We start from the raw sequence: 19,841 nt of genomic DNA, 5'->3' as shown, positions 1-19,841 counted from the left end.
GGTGGAGGTGGATCCGGTATGGCAGTGGACTCCTTCCGCGCCGACGACGAGCACAGCCGCGAGCGGCCCCGCCCGACCGGCCTGCTGGACGTGCTCAGCGTGGCCGCCGTGGCGCTCGACACCAACGGGCGCATCGTCTTCTGGACCCCTCAGGCCGAGGAGCTGTTCGGTTACACCGCCGAGGACGTGCTCGGCCAGTACGCGGCGCAGCTGTTGGTGCGTCCCGAGCATCTGCAGGCCGTGGTGGGCCTGTTCTCCGAGGTCCTTCAGACCGGCCGGGGATGGGCGGGCGCCTTCCCCATCCGGCACAAGGACGGCAGCAGCCGCCTGACGGAGTTCCGCACCATGCGGCTGCTGGACGACGTGGGAGAGGTGTACGCCCTGGGCATCGCGGCCGACCACACGCTGCTGCAGCGGGTGGAGACCGACCTGGCCCTGTGCGAGCGGCTGATCAACCAGTCCCCCATCGGTCTGGCCCTGCTGGACCCTGATCTGCGCTACCTGCTGGTCAACCCGGCGCTGGAGCGGATCGACGGTGCTCCCGCCGAGGACCACATCGGGCGCCGGCTGCGGGACATGCTGCCCTTCCTCGACGTGGGCACCGTCGAGTCCTGTCTGCGCCAGGTGCTCGCCACCGGCCTGCCGCTGCTCGACCAGTACCACGTGGGCCTGCCGCCGTCCGACCCGGAGCAGGAGCACGCCTGGTCGCTGTCCTTCTACCGCCTGGAGGACCCCGGCGGGCGGGTGCTGGGCGCGGCCGCCTCGGTCGTCGACGTCACCGAGCGGCACCACGCGGCCGCCGAGGCGGACCGGGCCAGGCGGCGGCTGGCGCTCATCGCGGAGTCCTCCACCCGGGTCGGCACCTCGCTGGAGGTGGAGCAGACCGCGCGGGAGCTGGCCGACATCACCACCCCGGTGCTCGCCGACGTGGTCGCCGTCGACGTCCTCGACTCGGCCCTGGCCTGCCGGCGCGTCCGCCGGCCGGACAACGGCGCGGAGCTGTTCCGCGCCCTCGCGCTCCGCGCGGCCCACCCCACGGTGGCGTTGCGGGCCGCCGACCCGCCCGGCGACCTCGCCTCCTACGACGGTGACCGGCTGGTGACCCTGTGCGTCCACACCGGCCGTCCGGTCCTGGTCCGGCACGTCGGCGAGCGGGATCTGCCGCGCATCGCGCGCAATGAGGAGGCCGTGGCCTATCTGGCCCGGGCGGGCGTGCACTCGTACCTCGCCGTGCCGCTCATCGCGCACGGCGAGGTGCTCGGCGCGCTCGACCTCAAACGCACCCGCAACCCGCTGCCGTTCGACGACGACGACGTGGTGCTGGCCGGCGAGCTGGCCGGCCGCGCCGCGATCGCCATCGACAACGCCCGCTGGTTCCAGAGCGTGCGCAACACCGCGCTCACCCTGCAGCGCAGCCTGCTGCCCGACCACTCGGCGCACAGCACCGGCCTGGAGCTGGCCTCCCGGTACCAGCCCGCGCAGGCCACCAGCGAGGTGGGGGGCGACTGGTACGACGTCATCCCGCTGGCCGACGACAAGACCGCGCTGGTCGTGGGCGACGTCATGGGAAACGGCATCGACGCGGCCGCCACCATGGGCCGGCTGCGCACCGCGACCTGCGCCTACGCCGACCTCGACCTCGCCCCCGACGCGGTGCTCCAGCACCTGGACCGGATCACCTGCGACCTGGAGCACTACATCGTCACCTGCCTGTACGCCGTCTTCGACCCCCGCACCCGGCGGTGCACCGTCGCGAACGCGGGACACATGCCGCCCGCCCTCGCCCGGCCCGGCCGTGCTCCCGAGCTGCTCGACCTGCCCGCCGGGGCGCCGCTCGGCGTCGGGGGCGTCGAGTTCGAGACGTCCACGACGGAGCTGGGACCCGGCGATCTGCTGGTGCTGTACACCGACGGCCTCGTGGAGACGCGGCAGCACCCCATCGACGACCGCCTCGACGTGCTCCTCGGTTTCCTCGACGACCCGGGACGGCCGCTGGAGGAGACCTGCGAACTGCTGCTGCACGGACTGCGGCATCCCGAGGACCACGACGACGTGGCGCTGCTGGTCGCCCGGGCGCTGTGACCCCCGGGTGGCGCCCCGCACCGCCCGCACCGCCCGCACCGTCCGCCGCCGGGCAAGGGCCGCCCCGCATGGTGCGGTTCGCCCGACAATGCCACCCTGGGACGGGAGGTCTTTCGAGGAGCGCGATCCAGGAGGGCCGATGGGACGGGACGTCCCGGCGCTCGTCTTCACCCGTGAGGACCGGCGCCGGTACCGGATCAAGATGCAGGAGTGTCTCGACGTCTTCGCGCAGATGCTGCGCGAGCAGCTCTTCGAGGCGGAGCGGCCCCAGGTGGGGCTGGAGATCGAGCTGAACCTGGTCGACGACGCGGCCGAGCCCGCGATGCGCAACACCGCGGTGCTGGAGGCGATCGCGGACCCCGCGTGGTCCACCGAGCTGGGCCGGTTCAACCTGGAGATCAACGTGCCGCCCCGCGCGCTGACGGAAGGCGGGCCCGACGCCTGGGAGTCCGAGATCCGGGCCGCGCTGAACCACGCGGACGAGCGGGCCAGGTCGGTGGGGGCGCGCCTGGTCGTGATCGGCATCCTGCCCACGCTGCGGCAGGACGACATCGGCGAGGGGACCCTGTCGGAGAACCCGCGCTACCGGCTGCTGAACGACCAGGTCTTCGCGGCGCGCGGCGAGGACCTGCGGATCGAGGTGGACGGCGTCGACCGGCTGCGGACGTACGCCGACACGATCACCCCCGAGGCCGCGTGCACCAGCACCCAGTTCCATCTCCAGGTGTCCCCGGAGAACTTCGCCGGGTACTGGAACGCGGCGCAGGCCATCGCCGGGGTGCAGGTGGCGCTGGCGGCCAACTCGCCGTTCCTGTTCGGCAAGGAGCTGTGGCACGAGACCCGGGTGCCGCTGTTCGAGCAGGCGACCGACACCCGTCCCGAGGAGATCAAGATCCAGGGGGTGCGGCCCCGGGTGTGGTTCGGCGAGCGGTGGATCAACAGCGTCTTCGACCTGTTCGAGGAGAACCTGCGCTACTTCCCGGCCCTGCTGCCGCTGTGCGACGAGCAGAGGCCCGGCGAGACGCTGGACCGCGGGGACATCCCCGAGCTGTCCGAACTGTCCCTCCACAACGGCACCATCTACCGCTGGAACCGGCCCGTCTACGCGATCGCCCACGACAAGCCGCACGTGCGGATCGAGAACCGGGTGCTGCCCGCCGGGCCGACCGTCGCCGACACCCTGGCCAACGGCGCCTTCTACTACGGGCTGACGCGCGCTCTGGTGGAGGAGGACCGGCCGGTGTGGTCGCGGATGTCCTTCGCCGCGGCCGAGGAGAACCTCCACACCGCGGCCCGGCACGGGATCGACGCCCTGCTGTACTGGCCCGGCATGGGCGAGGTGCCGGTGCCCGAACTGGTGCTGCGCCGGCTGCTGCCGCTGGCGCACCGGGGTCTGGAGCACTCCGGCATGGACTCGGCCTGGCGGGAGCCGCTGCTCGGCATCATCGAGCAGCGCTGCGTCACGGCGCGCAACGGGGCGGTGTGGCAGAAGGAGATGTTCCACCGCATCGAGTCCGGCACCCAGGCCGGCCGCCACGAGGCGCTGCGCCGGATGACCGAGCTGTACATCGACTACATGCACCTCAACGCCCCGGTCCACACCTGGCCGGTGGACTGACCGGGCGCCGCGCGGACGCGGCCGCCGGCGGTGCCGGGCACGGGCCGGGCAGCCCGTCAGCGCCGGCCGGACCGGCGGACGGAACGCCCCTCAGGCGGGCTGCTCCTCGCCGTCCTTCCGCACCTCCGCCCCCTCCTGCGCGGCGGCGGTTCGCGGCCGCCGCACGACGAGGTCCCTCACCTCGAACGACATCGACGTCGTCGACCGGCCGGGCGCGGGGTGGTAACGCCCGGCGGACACGGACAGGTTGACGATGAGGTGGGCGTGCCAGCCGGCGCCCACCCCGCGCCGGTCCGCGAAGGCCCTGGCGCCGTTCACCCACCAGACGACGGACCGGGCGTCGAAGTCGGTCCGCAGGTCGACCCAGGCGCCGGGGCGGACGGCGTCGTCGCGGAAGTAACTGGCGCTGCCGCGCGCGTGGTTGGACAGCTCCAGCAGATCCGGGTTGTCGGGGTGGTACTCGAAGACGTCGATCTCCTGGTCGCCGTCGCGCCAGGTCCAGATGGCGGGCCATGCGCCGGTCTCCCGGGGCAGCCGCACCCGGGCCGTGAGGACGTCTCCCGCGCGCAGCAGGAACGCCTCCTCGCTGCCCTCGGTGGTCAGCAGTCCGGTGTTCCACCGGCCGTCCGGCCGCCGCCTGGCCCGGAAGACGCCCGAGCGGCTGTAGGCGGCGTCGGACACCAGGTGGTCGAGTTTGTCGTCGCCGGGGTTCTCCGGGCCGCCGTCGGGATACGCCCACGAGCGGCCCGCGACCCACTGCCGTTCGGAGCCGAAGTCCGCGGTGAACACCACGTCGGACCGGGACAGGGTGCGCGGAGCCGGAACCGGGCCGTTCGGTGTCGGTTGTTCCATGACCGATGTCTCACCGGCTGGGGCCCGCCCATGCGCCGGGACGGCCGGAACGCCTCCGGAATGACCCGTCCGGGTGAAGGGCGCCCGCGCACGCGCCGGAGCGTGCTCAGTCCTCGCGCTGGACGAGGACCAGCGGGACGCCGTGGCAGGGCACCAGCCGCAGGCCGGGGTGCCCGGCGGGCGCGGACCCGGCGAGCAGGTCGCCGAAGCCGGGGCCCTTGGTGAGCGAGCCCGCGAGGTGCGCGGGGTCCGCCGAGGCCGCGACCCGGCCGCGGGCGTTCACCAGATGGGCGGGGCGGGGCAGCCGGCGCAGCAGGGGCAGTACGGCGGCCTCGAAGTGCCGCAGGTACACGTCGGCGGCGGCGACTCCGGCGAAGCGCCCCGCGGTCTCGACCGGTGCGGACAGGGTGAGGCTGTACTCGTCGGAGCAGAGGTAGTCGACGTAGGGGCCCGCCACGGCTCGGCGGCCGGTGTCACGGGGCAGGGTGAACCAGTCCCAGTGCGTGTAGTCGGAGTAGGCCGTGTGGCCGGGGTCCAGGTCGAGCAGCAGGGGCCGCAGGTCTCCGTCGGCGCCCTTCTGCCACCACTCCAGCCACGCCGGTACGTCGGCCAGCAGCCCGGGGGCGGCCACGAAGCCGGCGCCGGAGACCAGAGCCTGGCCGGTCAGGCGGTGGTGCAGTCCGGGGCGCAGGGCGGCGAGGTCGGCGCTCGTCGGACGTCCGCCGCGTGCGGACACCCTGGCCAGCAGGGCCGCGGTGTCGGCGCGGGTGGCGGCGACGGCCTCGAAGACCGTCTCCAGCGCGCGGCCCACCTGGGAGGCCACCCAGGACTCGACGTCCGTGTCCAGCGTGGCGGCCGCAGAGGCGGTTCGCGCGGGGCTCCAGCCCATGGTGTCCTCCAGCGGACGGGAACCGGACGCGGCGCGTTCAGAGGGTGAGGCGTACGGCGACGAGCCGTGCCGTGGCGTCCCTGACGCACCGCTCGGCCAGCGTGCCGGCCGTGTGGTCGGCCCCATCCTGCACGGCGGAGATTACGGAGCGGTGACGCTCCGCCACTTCTTCACGATATTCGTCGCTGCCGAGGACCAGGCACAGCAGCGCCCCCACCTCGCTCTGCAGGGCCACCTGTTCGCGGGTGAGCCGGGCGGACTGGGCGGCGGCCGCGAGCTCGACGTGGAAACGGCCGTACAGCCGGCTGCGCGTGGCCGCGTCCGCGGCCCGCGCCAGCTCCTCGGCGGTGCGGCGCAGCGGGTCCAGGTCGCCCGGTTCGGTGCGCTGGGCGGCGAGGCGGGCGGCGGCGCCGGACAGGGCGGCCCAGTGGTCGCCGAGGTCGCGCAGTTCGTCGGTGCTCCAGCCGCGCAGCCGGGCCTCCAGGCGGTCGGCGGCGGGGACCTCGGGCAGGGAGACGAAGCTGCCGCCGCCGCGGCCCCGGCGGGTGGTGACAAGGCCCTGCTGCCGCAGGGCCATGAGGGCCTCGCGCAGGGTCACGGTGGAGACGCCGAGCTGCCCGGCCAGGTCGCTCTCGCCGGGCAGTTGCTCACCGTCGGCGAGCAGGCCCAGCTCGATCGCGTCGCCTATGCGGCGGACGACGGCGTCCACGCGCGCCCGGCTGTCCACCGGGGCGAAGACGGCCAGGCGCGCGCCGCCCTCTCTCTCGTGCTGCCTCACGGCCACCACCTCATGCGTTGACTGAAGCTTTACCTTAAGGGGCTCTTGAGTTCAGAACTATGACTTCATATGTTTGCGGTCAACGTTGAGCGCGCCAGAAAGGTTCCCGCATGGAGGGGATTGCGATCCGGCTGCAGGGTCTGCGGAAGTCGTTCGGGGAGACGACCGCCGTGGCCGGGGTCGACCTGGAGGTCCGGGACGGGGAGTTCTTCTCCATGCTCGGCCCGTCCGGTTCCGGGAAGACGACGGTGCTCCGGCTCATCGCCGGATTCGAGACCCCCACCGGGGGCGGCATCGAACTCGCCGGGCAGGACGTCACCGGCCTCGCCCCCTTCGAGCGGGACGTGCACACCGTCTTCCAGGACTACGCCCTGTTCCCGCACATGACGGTCGAGCAGAACGTCGCCTACGGCCTGAAGATCCGCAAGGTGCCCAAGGCCGAGCGCCTGGTCCGCGCCCGCAAGGCACTGGCCGAGGTCCGTCTGGAGGGCTACGGCCGGCGCCGTCCCGCCCAGCTGTCGGGCGGCCAGCGCCAGCGCGTCGCGCTCGCCCGCGCCCTCGTCGGCCGTCCCCGGGTCCTGCTGCTCGACGAGCCGCTCGGCGCCCTCGACCTGAAGCTGCGCGAGCAGATGCAGGTCGAACTCAAGGCGCTGCAGCGGGAGGTGGGCATCACCTTCGTCTTCGTCACCCACGACCAGGAGGAGGCCCTGACGATGAGCGACCGCATCGCCGTCTTCGACCAGGGCCGCATCGCGCAGGTCGGCACTCCGGCGGAGATATACGAGCGGCCCGCCACCCCCTTCGTCGCCTCCTTCGTCGGCACCTCGAACCTGCTCGAGGGCGAGACGGCCCGGCGGATCGCCGGCGCGCCCGGCACCTACAACATCCGTCCGGAGAAGATCCGGGTGCTGAAGGAGTCCGCCGAGGCGGACGAGCCCGGGCACGCCACCGCGACCGGCACCGTGGCCGAGGTGGTCTACCTCGGTGACGCCACCCGGTTCCTCGTCGACCTCGACGGCGGCGGCCGGCTCACCGCCCTGCAGCAGAACCTGGAGACCTCGTCCGAGGACGTCGCCGCCTACCGCGGCACCCGGGTCAGGCTGCGCTGGCACCGCGGTCACGCCGTCCGGCTGCCCACCTGACCCCGCACGCCCCGTCCCCACTCCCCCGCTCCCGCTCCCGCTCCCGCTCCCGCTCCACGCAAGGCTCCCTCACACCTGGAGAACGTCGTGCGTCTCACCCGTACCCTGAAGGCCGCGGCCGGCGCCGCCGCGCTGCTGCTGGCCGCCGCCTGCGACTCCTCCGGCTCCGGCGGCTCCGCCGCCACCGGTCTCAACCCGCCCGACCTCAAGGCGCCCACGAAACTGGGCCGGACCGAGGGCCAGGTCAATCTGATCGCCTGGGCCGGCTACGTCGAGGACGGCTCCAACGACCCCAAGGTCGACTGGGTCGGCGACTTCGAGAAGCAGACCGGCTGCCAGGTCCACTCCAAGGTCGCCGCCAGCTCCGACGAGATGGTCAAGCTGATGAAGACCGGGGAGTACGACGCGGTGTCCGCCTCCGGCGACGCCTCCCTGCGCCTGATCGCCTCCGGTGACGCCGCCCCGGTCAACACCGCGCTCGTCCCCAACTACAAGGACGTCTTCAGCGGGCTGAAGAACGGCTCCTGGAACTCCGTGAAGGGCAAGATGTACGGCATCCCGCACGGCCGGGGCGCCAACCTGCTGATGTACAACACCGAGAAGGTGAGCCCGGCGCCCACCTCGTGGTCGGCCGTCTTCGACGACGCCGCGCGGCACAAGGGGCACGTCACCGCGTACGACTCGCCGATCTACATCGCCGACGCGGCCCTGTATCTCAAGGCCACCAAGCCCGAGTTGAAGATCAAGGACCCCTACGCGCTCGACCAGAAGCAGTTCGACGCCGCCGTGGCGCTGCTGAAGAAGCAGAACGGCGACATCGGCGAGTACTGGAGCGACTACCTCAAGGAGGTCTCGGCCTTCAAGAGCGGGGACTCCGTGGTCGGCACCACCTGGCAGGTCATCGCCGGCCTCGCCGCCGACGAGGGCGCCAAGGTCAAGGCCTTCGTCCCCAAGGAGGGTTCGACCGGCTGGTCCGACACCTGGATGGTGTCCGCGAAGGCCAAGCACCCCAACTGCGCCTACAAGTGGCTCGACTGGATCGTCTCCCCCAAGGTCAACGCCCAGGTCGCCGAGTACTTCGGGGAGGCCCCGGCCAACGCCAAGGCCTGCTCCGAGACGAGCGACAAGACCTTCTGCGCGACCTACCACGCCTCCGACGAGGGCTACTGGAAGAACATCGCCTTCTGGAACACGCCGATCGAGCAGTGCCTCGACGGCCGCACCGACGTCCGCTGCGTGCCGTACGCCAAGTGGGTGCAGGCCTGGACCGAGATCAAGGGCTGAGCGGTGACGACCGATGTGACGCCGGCCGCCGGACGGGGCACCGTCCGGCGGCTCGCCGGGACCCTCCACCGCAGGCCCCGGCTGCGCCTGACGCTGCTGCTCACCGCCCCGCTGCTGTGGCTCGCCGTCCTCTACCTCGGCTCGCTGACGGTCCTGTTCGTCTCGGCCTTCTGGACGACGAACTCCTTCACCTCCCAGGTGGTGAAGGTCTGGTCGACGGACAACTTCCACGCGCTGTTCACCACACCGGTGTTCCGGCAGGTGGTCCTGCGCAGTGTCGGCGTGGCCCTGGCGGTGACCGTGCTGTGCGCGCTGATCGCCTTCCCGGTCGCGTTCTACACCGCGCGGGTGGCCCGGCCGAGGTGGCGCCCGCTGCTGGTGGTCGCCATCCTCACGCCGCTCTGGGCGAGTTACCTGGTCAAGGTGTACGCCTGGCGGCTCATACTCGCCGAGGGCGGCCTGGCCGACTGGATGCTGCGGCCGTTCGGGCTGGACGGCCCGGGCTTCGGCCTGCCGGCCACCGTGCTCACCCTGACCTACCTGTGGCTGCCGTACATGATCCTGCCGGTCCACACGGCCCTGGAGCAGCTCCCCGGCAACCTGCTCGACGCCTCGGCCGACCTCGGCGCGCGGGCCGGCCGCACCTTCCGCTCGGTGGTCCTGCCCATGGTGCTGCCCTCGGTCGCCGCCGGATCGGTCTTCACCTTCTCGCTCAGCCTCGGCGACTACATCACCGTGCAGATCGTCGGCGGCAAGACCCAGCTGATCGGCAACCTCGTGTACTCGAACATCGAACTCAACCTGCCCATGGCCGCCGCGCTCGGCACCGTGCCCGTGGTGGTGATCGTCCTGTACCTGCTGGCGATCCGCCGTACGGGCGCCCTGAACAACCTGTAGAGGAGGAGCGCCATGCATCTCGGCCGCACCGCGCGGATCGCCCTGCGACTGGGCGCCGCGCTCGGCTTCGCGGTGATCTACGTCCCGCTGCTGCTCGTCCTCGTCAACTCCCTCAGCCCGGACCGCAGTGCGAGCTGGCCACCGCCGGGACTCACCCTGCACTGGTGGTCCGTGGCCGCGGACAACTCCGGTGCGCGGGCGGCGGTGTGGGTGTCGGTGAAGGCGGGTCTCGGGGCCACGGCCATCGCGCTGGTCCTCGGCACGCTGATCGCGTTCGCGGTGGCCCGGCACCGCTTCTTCGGCCGCGGCACGGTGTCCTTCGTCGTGGTGCTGCCGATCGCGCTGCCCGGCATCGTCACGGGCATCGCCCTCAACTCCGCCTTCGGCACCGTCCTGGAGCCGCTCGGTGTGGGCCTCGGCCTGTTCACCGTGATCGTCGGCCACGCCACCTTCTGCATCGTCGTGGTCTTCAACAACGTCGTGGCCCGGCTGCGGCGCACGGCCGCGTCGTACGAGGAGGCGGCGATGGACCTCGGCGCGAGCTCCTTCCGCGCCTTCGCGGACGTCACCTTCCCGCTGGTCCGCTCCGCCCTGCTGGCCGGCGGCCTGCTCGCATTCGCCCTGTCCTTCGACGAGATCGTCGTCACGACCTTCACCGCCGGCCCCGGCGTCGAGACCCTGCCCATCTGGATCTTCAACAACATGACCCGGCCGCAGCAGGCGCCCGTGGTGAACGTCGTGGCCGCCGTCCTCGTCCTGCTCTCGGTCCTGCCGATCTACGCGGCCCAGCGGCTGTCCGCGGACACGGCCACGTCGAGCCGGGTGTGAGGGGTCGCGCCCACGGGCGATGGGACCCCTAAACGGATCACCAACTTCCGTATGGAGCAGGGTACTTGACGACATGCACCGGCCCCGGCCGGGTACGCGTCAGGCCTCGGACCCCGAACGGGAGGAGACAGGTCGTGACATCGCGCGGGACACCGCTGGACCGGGGACTGGGTGACCTCGAACCGGGCACCGTGCAGCGCGCGCAGCTGCGCGCCCGCATCACCGACATCGCGTGGACGGCCGGGTGCGCCGTCCTCGCCCTCTGGGCGGTGTGGAGCGCGGTCGGCGCGGTGCGCGGGACGACGGCTTGGTTGTACAGCGCGGTGGCCTGGGTCCTGCTCGCCGGGGCGCTCACCGTCCGGGTGGCCGGCCGCCGCCGGGCACGCCGCTGAGGGCCGGGAGGGGGTCGTGGAACGCCTGAACGACTTCCTGCGCCGGCACTTGTGGGTGCAGATGCTGCTGTCCGTCCTGCTCGCGAGCGCCCTGATCCTGCTGCTGTACCCGTCGCGTTCGGCCGCCTCCGTTGTGACCCGGACGGCGCTGTGCTCAGTGGGCGGCATCGCCGTGGTGGTGGCGGCCCGCCGCAGGGAGAAGCGCGCGGCCGGCGGTTCCACGGACCGGCTCGTCGGACTGGACGGCAGGCTGCGCGAGGGCGAGGCGCCCACCGATCCGGCGGAGCGCGACGCCATGCGCGCCCTGGTGGAGCAGCGCCTGCACCGCACCCGGCACCGGGTCGCGGCGCAGGTCGTGCTCGTCGTGCTGTTCTGCTCGGTGACCGCGCTGACGGCGCTGACCGCCGGGGCGCGCCCGACCCTGGGCTTCGCGCTGCTCACCGTGGTCTTCCTCGGCTGGTTCATCCCGTACGGCAACCTCCAGCACCGGAGGCTGTGCCGGATGCGGGCGGCGCTGGCCGATGACCGGCACGGACCCGGCGCCACCGGCGCCGAGCCGCATGACCGATGACCGGACCGTCGACCCGGCCCTGACACCGCGTACGGCCTAGGAGGCCGCCTCGGCGGTGGTGGCGGAACTCGGCGACGAGGAGTCCCGGCTCTCCACCGGCTGCACCGGCTGGGCCGTCTGTACACGGAGACGGTGGCGGCGACCTGGCGCGCGGCGGCCTGCGTCGACCCCGCCGCGCGCGTGGCCACCCAGGGGCACGTCCTGACCGCGGGCGACCCGATGACCACGCTCGCCGTCGAGGCGACCGTCCACCAGCTCGACATGGTCGTACGGCTCCCGCACGCCCCCGGCCCGTCGCGCGCGGTGCCCGCCGCGGTCCGCTCCACCCTCGACGGCCTGCTCGGCCGGCCCACCCCGGCGGGGTGGAGCGACCCGCGCTGCGTACGCGTGGGCACCGGGCGGGCCGCGCTCACCGACGCCGGACGCGACGCGCTGGGCGCCGCGGCGCACCGGTTCCCGCTGTTCGGCTGACGACATCCGGCCGCGCCCGCCGACGCGTGCCTCCGTACGGCCGTAACGGCCCGTGGCGCGGCGGCGCCCCGGCGAGGGCTTCCGTAGGCTGAGGGTGCCCGAGGCTCCTCCGCAAGGCAGTGTCCGCAGGCGGGAGACGGTCGTGATCGAACTGGCCGCGGTGTTCGCCGTCGCGGGAGCGGCGAGCAACGCCGCGGGCACCGCGTTGCAGCGCAAGGCCGCCTCCGCGAGCCGGCGAGGCGGGCTGCGGCTGCTGGGCGAGCTCGTGCGCAGGCCCGCCTGGGTGCTGGGCATGGCCGGGGTGATCGGCGCCGCGGTGTGCCAGAGCCTGGCCCTCGTCAACGGGCCGCTCGCGCTGGTGCAGCCGCTGTTCATCCTGGAGCTTCCGTTCGCCCTGCTCATCGCCGGGCCCCTGATGCACCGGCGGCTGCCCCGCTGGGGCTGGTGGGGCGTCGGCGGCGTAGTGGCGGGCCTGGCCGTCCTGCTCGCCGCGGCCGCACCGCACGGGGCGACCGACCAGGCCGGGATGGAGCGCTGGATCCCCGCCCTGTCCCTGTGCCTCGGCGCCATGGCCGCGATGGTCCTGCTGGCCGGCCGGGGGCGCCCCGCGACCCGTCGGGCCGCGCTGCTCGCGGCCGCCTCCGCCACCGGCAACGCCCTGACCGCGGCCCTGCTGAAGTCGGCGACGGGAACCTTCGCCGACCAGGGCTTCGCGGCGTTCCTGCGGTCCTGGCAGACGTACGGCTTCGCGCTGGCCGGCGCGGCGGCCGTGCTGCTGCTGGAGAACGCGCTGCAGGCCGGTCCGCTGGCCGCGTCGCAGCCCGCGCTGACCATCGGTGACGCGGTGGTGAGTCTGGCCCTGGGCATCTTCCTGTTCGACGAGCGCGTCCGCACGGGCTGGTGGCTGCTGCCCTCGGTGTGCGGCGCCGTGCTGATCGTGGCCGGCGTGGTGGTGCTGAGCCAGGCCGTCCAGCGGATCAGGGAGCGGTGACCGGCGTCGTATACGGGCGTACGTGACCCCAAGTCCGACAAAAGGCAATGAGTCCGGCGGGATGTCGGGAAAATGACGACCGCCGCGCATTCAAAAGGCGCCCCGGCGAACAACGTCCGGTTACCGGAGAGCACCCGGCAACCGGTACGCCTGCAAAACAGGCGCAGCCAACGATCCGGACCGTCCCGATACGGCCACTCCACGTGCAAACGTTTCGCCAAGGCGGTGATAGCATCCCCGCGTCTGCGACCTTGGCCCACTCGGCTCGGGCGCTGCACTCCGACCGGCTTCTCGACTCGAAGTCGGCCGAGTGGTTCCAAGCGGTGTGTCACGGATTCCCCCCGACGTCCGTCCACCGATGGTTGCGGGCTACACATAGGAAAGGTATCCATGTCTCGAGACGCACTCGTTTGGTGCCTGGTCGCGGTGACCGTCATCGCCGTCGCCGCGGCACTCGCGCTCAGTCGTCGCAACAGGGCCATCGCTGCGAAGAAGCGCCAGGCCGAGGCCGAACTGACCCGGCAACTGAGCGCGGCCGACAGTCAACTGGCTGCTTTAAGCGCAGAGTTGCAGCAGCACCGCGCCGAGCACGACAAGACCATCGCGGAAGCCGAAGAGGCGGCCGAGGAAAGCACGAAGGCCGTTCTCAAGGGCTCGGCGCGCTTTCTGCAGAGTCTTGCAGCGGAACAGCTCGCGCTGCTCGAGGAAATCCAGCGCAAATACGGCGGCCATTCGGTTCTGGGTGATCTGCTGGAAGTCAGCCACGCCAATGCGCAGATGGCGCGCAAGGCGCAGGGTATTGCGGTGATGTGCGGTGCTCCGCTGGGCCGTCGCAATAGGCCCGCAAGCGTTTATGACGTAGTGCGCAGTGCGCAGGGTCAGATTCGGAATTTCCGGCGCGTCGAAATCATGCAGCAGACCGGTTTTGCCCTGAAGGCGTCCGCCGTTTCCCCGGTCGCCCTCGCCGTCGCCGAACTCCTTGACAACGCTGCCAGCTTTTCCCAGCAGGGTTCGCCGATCGAGGTCAATTTCCAGCGGGTGCAGAAGAACCTGTGCATCGTCATCGACGACGCCGGTGTCGGTATGAACGACGAGGACCGGGAGAAGGCCACCGCGCTGCTCTCCGGTGAGTTCAGCCCCCGGCTCTCGCACCTGGGGAACCAGCCGAAGTTCGGTTTCCCGGTGATCGGCCTGCTCGCGCGGCAGTACGGATTCCGGGTGGACGTCACCGGCGTCTCCCGCTACGGCGGTGTGCGGGCGGTCGTCCTGCTGCCGGAGGAACTGTGGACCGAGGAGGAGCCGGCGGTGCCCGAGGAGCCCCAGGTCAGCGGCATCCGAGGCAGTGTGGGCCGGCCCGAGCCGGCGGCCCGCACCGCGCACGGCCTGCCCCGGCGGGGCGCCCGTCAGGTGCCCATCGCCAGCGTTCCCGACCAGGACGGCACCGCGTCGCCCGCCCCGGCGCCGGAGGACGCCGGCCGGGCCGTCGGCCGAAGCCTGGGAGCCTTCCAGCGCGGCACGCTCTCGGGCCGCAATCTCGCCTCGGCGCCGTCCGAAGGGTCCGATGACGCATGACCACAGACCTTTCGTGGATGCTCGAGGACATCGTGCAGAACGTGCCGAAGGCGCGCCACGCGGTCCTGCTGTCCGCGGACGGCCTGCCCCGCGGCGCGACCGACGGCATGGAACAGAAGGACGTCCGGACGATCTCCGCCGCCATGGCGGGCATGCAGTCGCTCAGCCGGGCGACCTCCCACTTCGCCGGTCCCGGGACGGACCGCCAGTGGAACCAGACGATCATCGAGTTCTCGCACGGCTGGATCTTCCTGATCGGCGCCGGCCAGGGCGCCTATCTCGCCGCGGCCGCGGCGCCCGACGTCGACATGCAGCAGATCTCGTTCCGCATGCACCGGCTCGTCGCCAGACTCGGCAACAACCTCACCTCGCCGCCGCGCGTGCACGCGGAGGGCGCCGACGGACCCTCCGACGGCGGCCGGGAGATGGCGGTGGGCGGCACGGGGATCCCGATCGCGGACCTCGACGCGGCGGTCGGCGAGGTGCGGGGCGCCCGCCACGCCGTCCTGCTGGGCCACGACGGCCTGCCACGCGGCGCCACCACGGGGATGAGCCAGGACCTGGCGGACACCATCTCGGCGGCGATGACGGGCATCCACGCCTACAGCAGGGCCACCTCGCAGTTCGCCGGGCCCGACCCGGCGGCGCAGTGGCGGCAGACGGTCATCGAGTTCCAGCACGGCTGGATCTTCCTGATCTCCGCCGGACACGGCGCCTTCCTGGCCGCGGCCGCCGAACACGACGCCGATATAGAGGAGTTCACCACCCGTCTGCATCAGGCGGTGCCGCGGCTGAACGGATATCTGGCGCCACGCGGGGAGGCGAGCCGCCCGTGAATGACGAGCCGCACGAGGAACTCGAGCTGACCTCGGCATTAGTCCCGCTCTTCGTGATCACCAACGGGCGGGCCCTGCCGCCGGACAATACCTACGAGCGCACCACCCTGGTGTCCGCTCAGGAGGGTGCCGCCGCTTCGGTGCGCACCCTTTCGCCGGAGGCCCAACGGGTTCTGGAACTGGTGCGGGAGGGCTTTCTCTCCGTGGCCGAAGTGGCCGCCCACACCCATCTGCCCCTGGGAATCGTGCGGATTCTCCTGGCGCAGATGGAGGAGAGCGGTCACATCATCGCGCGTAAGCCGGTTCCACCCGCCGAACGTGTCGACCGCGAAGTGCTCAACGCCGTACTCGACGGCCTCAAAGCCCGATTCGGAGCGTGATTCGTGTACCTGGATTCAGGTGTTCTCACCGCGGTCAAGATCCTCGTGGTGGGGCACTTCGGGGTCGGGAAGACCACGTGCATCGGGAGCATCTCCGAGATCGAGCCCTTGCGGACCGAGGAGGAGATCACCGAGGCCAGCGTGGGATTTGACGACCTGTCGGGAACCCCGGACAAGGTCACCACGACGGTCGCCATGGACTTCGGCCGCCTGACCATCAGCGACGAGGTGGTGCTCTACCTCTTCGGCACGCCCGGTCAGGAGCGCTTCAAGGAGATGTGGGAGGAGCTGTCCCGGGGCGCGCTCGGCGCCCTGGTCCTCGTCGACCCCGAGCGGCTGTCGGAGTCCTTCCCGGTCCTCGACCTGGTCGAGCGGTTCGGGCTCACGTACGCCATCGGCGTCAACCACTTCGACGGCACGACCGACTACCCGCTCGCGGAGATCCGCGAGGCGCTGAACCTGTCCGAGCGGACCCCCGTCGTCGCCTGCGACGTACGCGACCAGCAGTCGTCGGCACAGGCTCTGATCACCCTCGTCCACCACCTTCTGTCCCTTCTCGACTAGGAGCCACCCCCACATGCAGCAGCCTCCCGGCATCCAGGGGCCCCCGCCCGGCTGCCCCGCGCACGGCAACGTCCCGCTCTACGGGCCCGAGTTCGGCTCCGATCCGGACGCCCACTACGAACAGCTGCGCCGCCTCGGCCCGAGCGCACCGGTGGACATCGCCCCGGGAGTCGAGGTCGAGCTGGTCACCAGCTACGACGCCGCCCTGTACATCCTGCAGAACCCGGCCTCGTTCGTCCGCGACTCGCGGCGCTGGCGGGCGCTGAACGAGGGGCGTGTGCCCGCGGACAGCCCGGCCCTGCCGATGATGGGGTACCGGCCCAACGCGCTCTTCAGCGACGGGGCGGCGCACGCCCGGCTGCGCCAGGCGGTCACCGACAGTCTGGCCGGCGTCAACGAGATGCAGCTCGTGCGGCAGACCCAGCAGTCGGCCGACTACCTGATCAGCCGGTTCAGCTCCGACCGGCTCGGGCAGGCCGAACTGATGGCCGAGTACGCCCAGCCGCTGCCGCTGCTGGTGTTCAGCGACCTGTTCGGGTGCCCGCCCGAGATCGGCGACCGTGTCATCGCGGGCATCAGCGGCATCTTCGACGGCACGCCGGGCGCGGACCAGGTGCTCGGCGAGGCGCTCGGCGAGCTGATCGCGCTGAAGCGCCGCCGCCCCGGAGGCGACCTGACGACCCGTCTGATGGAGCACTCCGCCCAGCTCACCGACGAGGAGGTGCTGCACCAGCTGGTGACCCTGCTCTCCGGCGGCACCGCTCCGCTGTCGGCGACCATAGGCAGCGCCTGCGCGCTGATCCTCGGCGAGGACTGGCAGGCCGGCCTGCCCGTCGAGGACGCCGTCACCCAGGTGCTGTGGAACTATGCGCCGATCGCCAACTACGCCGCCCACTACCCCACCCACGACGTGGAGTTGGGCGCCCGGACGGTCCGGGCCAACGACCCGGTGCTCATCTCCTTCGCCGCGGCCAACACCGACCCCCGGCTGGCCGAGCACCGCGAACAGCTCAGCGCCAAGGCCCATCTGGCCTTCGGTGCGGGGCCGCACGCCTGCCCGGCCAAGGACCCGGCGTTCGTGATCGCGGTCACCGCCGTGGAGTCGCTGCTCAACCGGCTGCCCGACGTCGAGGTGCGGGTCCCCTTCAAGGACCTGAACTGGGTGCCGGCGCCCTGGAGCCGTTCCCTGGTGAACCTGCCGGTCCGGTTCACCCCCCGCAGCGTGTCGCCCGCGCAGAAGCCTCAACCCCAGCCGGCCGCCGGCACCGCACGACCGGTCGTGAGCCCGTCGCCGCAACCGGTGGCGCCGGCGGCGCCCAAGGGGAGGCCCGGTCTGTTCAGCCGGTTCCTCGCATGGACCAGGGGAGAGTGACGTAGGCAACTCGCGCCGCGCATAGTCACCTTGTATGTATCAGCCACCGGTTGGGTATGCATGGCGCGCCCGATGCCGACGATCAAGAAGGGACCGTCGTGGAGATCGCGACAACTCCGCCCGCAGACAGACGCTTCGCCGTCTCTCTCTTCTCCCGGCTGCGCACGGCGAAAGGCCAGGCGAACCCCTTCCCGATCTACGTGGAGCTCCGGGCGGGGGGCGGAGTGGTCGCGGCCCCGTGGGGCGGTCATCTGGTCACCGGATTCGATCTCTGCGACCAGGTCCTGCGCTCCCGCGAGTGGCTGGAACCGGACAGCCGCTGGCGGGAGCAGCAGGGTGACGGAACACGCTGGACGGCGCCCTCCTCACGGGCGATGAGCAGGACGCTGCCCGCGCTCAACCCCCCGGACCACACATGGGTGCGCCGGTCGGCCGGCATGTTCGACCGCTCCACCCTCGAGGAGCTGCGCGGCACGGTCGAGCGAATAACCGGCGGGCTCCTCGACACCCTCGCCGAGCGGCTGCGCGACGGCGAGGCGGACTTCAACGCCCTGGTGAGCGAGGAGCTGCCGGTGGCCACCATCGGCCACTGGCTGGGGCTGCCGGCCGCCGACTTCCCCCGGCTGCGCGAGCTGACCCACGACCAGGTCTTCACCCAGGAACTGCTGCCCTCGGCCAGCCAGTTGGTCCTGTCCGACGCGGCCACGGCCGAGCTGCGCGAGTACTTCACGGCGCTGGTCCAGGACCGGCGGGCGCGTCCCGGCGACGACCCCGTGTCCCGCTGGATCGCGGTGTGGGACGGCGTGGAGAGCGACCGCGACAAGGCCGACGAGGCCGTCTACCATCTGGCCCTGTTCTTCCTGCTGGCCGCGCTGGAGACCACGTCCACGCTGCTGTCGACGACGGTCCTGCTGCTGCTGGAGCACCCACGTCAGTGGGACCGGCTCACCGTGAGTCCCGACCTCGTCCCCGCGGCCGTCGAGGAGTCGCTGCGCTACGACCCTCCCACCCACGTCATCAGCCGCGTCGCCTCCCGGGACTGCGTGCTCGGCGGCACCGAGGTGCGCGAGGACGACATGGTCCACCTCATGGTGGGCGCGGCCAACCGCGACCCGGCCCGGCACGCCGACCCCGAGCTGTTCAACCTGCACCGCAAGCCGGGCCACCTGTCCTTCAGCGGCGGCATCCACTACTGCCTCGGCGCGCCGCTGGCCCGGCTCGAGGCCCAGACCCTGCTCCACCAACTGGTCAGGCGCTTCCCGGGCCTGACCCTCGTACGCCGGCCGTCGTGGGCGCCGCGTGTGGCCTTCCGGCGGCTGCTGAACCTGGACGTCGCCCTCTCATGACCGAGATCATCTCCCCCTCCCCCGCAGCCCCCTCCCCCACCGCCGTGTTCCACGGCAAGGCGCTGGACGCCGAGCAGGACGGGCCGGTGCTGCGGGTCCGGCTCAACCCCTCGGGGCGGGACAGCACGCTGACCGTCGCCGCCCTCGACGACCTCGCCGACCTGCTGCACGGCCTGCACGACCGTCCCGACGTCCGGGTGCTGGTGCTGTCGGCCGCCGGCGACGACTTCTGTCTGGGCGCCGACCGCACCGAGTACCAGGCCGCCCTGGAGGAGGACCCGACCGGGGCCGTGATGCGCCGGATCGCGGACAAGGCCCACCGGGTCTGCGAGGCCCTGGAGAACACCCACGCCGTCACCATCGCCCGGCTGCACGGCCGGGTCATCGGCGCCGGTCTCGCGCTCGCCTCGTTCTGCGACCTGCGGGCGGGCGCCGACACCTGCCGGTTCCGCATGCCCGAGATCGGCGTCGGACTCCCGCCGGCCTGGGGCGGCGCGATGGGCCGGCTCGTCGTGGAGGGCGGCGCCGCGCGCATCCGTGAACTCATGCTCACCTGCGACGTGTTCGACGCGGCCACCGCACACCGGCTCGGCCTGCTGCACAAGGTCACACCACCGGACGGACTGGACGCCGCCGTCCAGGCGTGGGTGCGGCCGCTCGTCCGGCGCTCCCCGGAGGCCGTCACCCTCACCAAGCGCATGCTCGCGGGCCACTCGCGGGCCGCCCGCACCGCCGACGTGGCGCTGCTCGACGCGCACCTGCTGACCGCCGAGCTCAACCGGCCGCGCCCGCGGCGGGCGGAGGAGACCGCCTAGAGCCTGTCTGACAAATGATCACCGAGCGGGGACGGTGATCGGTCCAATTGCCTTGCCGTCCTAACACTGACCAGCGATTCTGGGCCGGTGCCAGGACAGGGGAAGAGGAAGCGGCGGCTAGAGGCCGGGAGGCAGCGGCTTGCTGCTCGCACTGCGCCAGA

At 72.1% G+C, this 19,841-nt stretch carries 20 protein-coding genes; 17 read left to right on the top strand and 3 right to left on the bottom strand.

Features of this window, described 5'->3' with window-relative positions; translation table 11 throughout:
• Positions 1-18: 18 nt before the first annotated feature.
• Both ACFYU0_RS03945 and ACFYU0_RS03940 read left to right on the top strand, forming a co-directional pair.
• Positions 19-2,082 carry a SpoIIE family protein phosphatase gene (locus ACFYU0_RS03945; RefSeq protein WP_351663088.1) on the top strand — a complete coding sequence of 688 codons (2,064 nt, stop codon included), beginning with the start codon at positions 19-21 and terminating at the stop codon, positions 2,080-2,082.
• Positions 2,083-2,221: 139 nt separating this feature from the next.
• Positions 2,222-3,700 carry a glutamate-cysteine ligase family protein gene (locus tag ACFYU0_RS03940; RefSeq protein WP_389297579.1) on the top strand — a complete coding sequence of 493 codons (1,479 nt, stop codon included), beginning with the start codon at positions 2,222-2,224 and terminating at the stop codon, positions 3,698-3,700.
• Positions 3,701-3,790: 90 nt separating this feature from the next.
• On the opposite strand, the gene ACFYU0_RS03935 is transcribed toward ACFYU0_RS03940, so the two are convergent.
• The 3 genes from ACFYU0_RS03935 to ACFYU0_RS03925 all read right to left on the bottom strand — a co-directional run bounded on the left by ACFYU0_RS03935 (position 3,791) and on the right by ACFYU0_RS03925 (position 6,219).
• Positions 3,791-4,552 carry a beta-glucanase gene (locus tag ACFYU0_RS03935; RefSeq protein ID WP_389297577.1) on the bottom strand — a complete coding sequence of 254 codons (762 nt, stop codon included), beginning with the start codon at positions 4,550-4,552 and terminating at the stop codon, positions 3,791-3,793.
• Between the two features lie 106 nt (positions 4,553-4,658).
• On the bottom strand, positions 4,659-5,441 hold the full coding sequence (locus tag ACFYU0_RS03930; RefSeq protein WP_351663080.1) for a cache domain-containing protein: 783 nt from the start codon (positions 5,439-5,441) through the stop codon (positions 4,659-4,661).
• Positions 5,442-5,478: 37 nt separating this feature from the next.
• Positions 5,479-6,219 carry a FadR/GntR family transcriptional regulator gene (locus ACFYU0_RS03925; protein ID WP_389297575.1) on the bottom strand — a complete coding sequence of 247 codons (741 nt, stop codon included), beginning with the start codon at positions 6,217-6,219 and terminating at the stop codon, positions 5,479-5,481.
• A gap of 110 nt (positions 6,220-6,329) precedes the next feature.
• On the opposite strand from ACFYU0_RS03925, the gene ACFYU0_RS03920 reads away from it, so the two are divergent.
• The 15 genes from ACFYU0_RS03920 to ACFYU0_RS03850 all read left to right on the top strand — a co-directional run bounded on the left by ACFYU0_RS03920 (position 6,330) and on the right by ACFYU0_RS03850 (position 19,680).
• On the top strand, positions 6,330-7,361 hold the full coding sequence (locus tag ACFYU0_RS03920; protein WP_351663074.1) for an ABC transporter ATP-binding protein: 1,032 nt from the start codon (positions 6,330-6,332) through the stop codon (positions 7,359-7,361).
• An 87-nt stretch (positions 7,362-7,448) separates the two neighbouring features.
• A complete protein-coding gene (locus ACFYU0_RS03915) occupies positions 7,449-8,645 on the top strand; it encodes an ABC transporter substrate-binding protein (protein WP_389297574.1) in 1,197 nt (398 codons plus the stop codon).
• A gap of 3 nt (positions 8,646-8,648) precedes the next feature.
• Positions 8,649-9,542, top strand: a complete 894-nt coding sequence (locus ACFYU0_RS03910) for an ABC transporter permease (protein WP_351663068.1) — start codon at positions 8,649-8,651, stop codon at positions 9,540-9,542.
• A gap of 12 nt (positions 9,543-9,554) precedes the next feature.
• Positions 9,555-10,370 (top strand): ABC transporter permease, encoded by an 816-nt coding sequence (locus tag ACFYU0_RS03905; protein WP_351663065.1) that lies wholly within the window; start codon positions 9,555-9,557, stop codon positions 10,368-10,370.
• A gap of 134 nt (positions 10,371-10,504) precedes the next feature.
• The gene (locus ACFYU0_RS03900; RefSeq protein WP_389297572.1) at positions 10,505-10,762 is read left to right on the top strand and encodes a hypothetical protein; all 258 of its coding nucleotides are present in this window, start codon (positions 10,505-10,507) and stop codon (positions 10,760-10,762) included.
• A gap of 16 nt (positions 10,763-10,778) precedes the next feature.
• A complete protein-coding gene (locus ACFYU0_RS03895; RefSeq protein ID WP_389297570.1) occupies positions 10,779-11,333 on the top strand; it encodes a hypothetical protein in 555 nt (184 codons plus the stop codon).
• Between the two features lie 132 nt (positions 11,334-11,465).
• The gene (locus ACFYU0_RS03890) at positions 11,466-11,804 is read left to right on the top strand and encodes a hypothetical protein (RefSeq protein WP_351663057.1); all 339 of its coding nucleotides are present in this window, start codon (positions 11,466-11,468) and stop codon (positions 11,802-11,804) included.
• A gap of 142 nt (positions 11,805-11,946) precedes the next feature.
• On the top strand, positions 11,947-12,795 hold the full coding sequence (locus ACFYU0_RS03885; protein WP_389297569.1) for a DMT family transporter: 849 nt from the start codon (positions 11,947-11,949) through the stop codon (positions 12,793-12,795).
• A gap of 390 nt (positions 12,796-13,185) precedes the next feature.
• Positions 13,186-14,367 carry an ATP-binding protein gene (locus ACFYU0_RS03880; RefSeq protein ID WP_389297567.1) on the top strand — a complete coding sequence of 394 codons (1,182 nt, stop codon included), beginning with the start codon at positions 13,186-13,188 and terminating at the stop codon, positions 14,365-14,367.
• Positions 14,364-15,203 carry a roadblock/LC7 domain-containing protein gene (locus ACFYU0_RS03875; protein ID WP_389297565.1) on the top strand — a complete coding sequence of 280 codons (840 nt, stop codon included), beginning with the start codon at positions 14,364-14,366 and terminating at the stop codon, positions 15,201-15,203. Before ACFYU0_RS03880 ends, ACFYU0_RS03875 begins: the two co-directional genes overlap by 4 nt.
• The gene (locus ACFYU0_RS03870) at positions 15,200-15,583 is read left to right on the top strand and encodes a DUF742 domain-containing protein (RefSeq protein ID WP_351663049.1); all 384 of its coding nucleotides are present in this window, start codon (positions 15,200-15,202) and stop codon (positions 15,581-15,583) included. Before ACFYU0_RS03875 ends, ACFYU0_RS03870 begins: the two co-directional genes overlap by 4 nt.
• A 3-nt stretch (positions 15,584-15,586) precedes the next feature.
• Positions 15,587-16,147: an ATP/GTP-binding protein gene (locus tag ACFYU0_RS03865; protein WP_351663046.1), complete on the top strand. Its 561-nt coding sequence runs from the start codon at positions 15,587-15,589 to the stop codon at positions 16,145-16,147.
• A 13-nt stretch (positions 16,148-16,160) separates the two neighbouring features.
• On the top strand, positions 16,161-17,519 hold the full coding sequence (locus tag ACFYU0_RS03860) for a cytochrome P450 (RefSeq protein ID WP_389297564.1): 1,359 nt from the start codon (positions 16,161-16,163) through the stop codon (positions 17,517-17,519).
• A 56-nt stretch (positions 17,520-17,575) separates the two neighbouring features.
• A complete protein-coding gene (locus ACFYU0_RS03855; RefSeq protein WP_389297973.1) occupies positions 17,576-18,865 on the top strand; it encodes a cytochrome P450 in 1,290 nt (429 codons plus the stop codon).
• Complete coding sequence (locus tag ACFYU0_RS03850) at positions 18,862-19,680, top strand: enoyl-CoA hydratase/isomerase family protein (RefSeq protein ID WP_389297563.1); 819 nt, start codon at positions 18,862-18,864, stop codon at positions 19,678-19,680. The genes ACFYU0_RS03855 and ACFYU0_RS03850 overlap by 4 nt, the downstream gene beginning before the upstream one ends.
• Positions 19,681-19,841: the final 161 nt, after the last annotated feature.

It is taken from the genome of Streptomyces sp. NPDC003720 (assembly GCF_042875075.1).
Lineage (GTDB): Bacteria > Actinomycetota > Actinomycetes > Streptomycetales > Streptomycetaceae > Streptomyces.
The sequence above is the reverse complement of the archived record's forward strand: the minus strand, read 5'-3'. Positions and strand labels throughout refer to the sequence as shown.

What these genes read in the sequence shown, in the direction of transcription:
- ACFYU0_RS03875 (WP_389297565.1), top strand. Translation starts at nt 14,364, where the DNA reads ATGACCACAGACCTTTCGTGGATGCTCGAGGACATCGTGCAGAACGTG.
- ACFYU0_RS03880 (WP_389297567.1), top strand. Translation starts at nt 13,186, where the DNA reads ATGTCTCGAGACGCACTCGTTTGGTGCCTGGTCGCGGTGACCGTCATC.
- ACFYU0_RS03860 (WP_389297564.1), top strand. Translation starts at nt 16,161, where the DNA reads ATGCAGCAGCCTCCCGGCATCCAGGGGCCCCCGCCCGGCTGCCCCGCG.
- ACFYU0_RS03920 (WP_351663074.1), top strand. Translation starts at nt 6,330, where the DNA reads ATGGAGGGGATTGCGATCCGGCTGCAGGGTCTGCGGAAGTCGTTCGGG.
- ACFYU0_RS03945 (WP_351663088.1), top strand. Translation starts at nt 19, where the DNA reads ATGGCAGTGGACTCCTTCCGCGCCGACGACGAGCACAGCCGCGAGCGG.
- ACFYU0_RS03940 (WP_389297579.1), top strand. Translation starts at nt 2,222, where the DNA reads ATGGGACGGGACGTCCCGGCGCTCGTCTTCACCCGTGAGGACCGGCGC.
- ACFYU0_RS03855 (WP_389297973.1), top strand. Translation starts at nt 17,576, where the DNA reads ATGCATGGCGCGCCCGATGCCGACGATCAAGAAGGGACCGTCGTGGAG.
- ACFYU0_RS03905 (WP_351663065.1), top strand. Translation starts at nt 9,555, where the DNA reads ATGCATCTCGGCCGCACCGCGCGGATCGCCCTGCGACTGGGCGCCGCG.
- ACFYU0_RS03935 (WP_389297577.1), bottom strand. Translation starts at nt 4,552, where the DNA reads ATGGAACAACCGACACCGAACGGCCCGGTTCCGGCTCCGCGCACCCTG.
- ACFYU0_RS03930 (WP_351663080.1), bottom strand. Translation starts at nt 5,441, where the DNA reads ATGGGCTGGAGCCCCGCGCGAACCGCCTCTGCGGCCGCCACGCTGGAC.
- ACFYU0_RS03850 (WP_389297563.1), top strand. Translation starts at nt 18,862, where the DNA reads ATGACCGAGATCATCTCCCCCTCCCCCGCAGCCCCCTCCCCCACCGCC.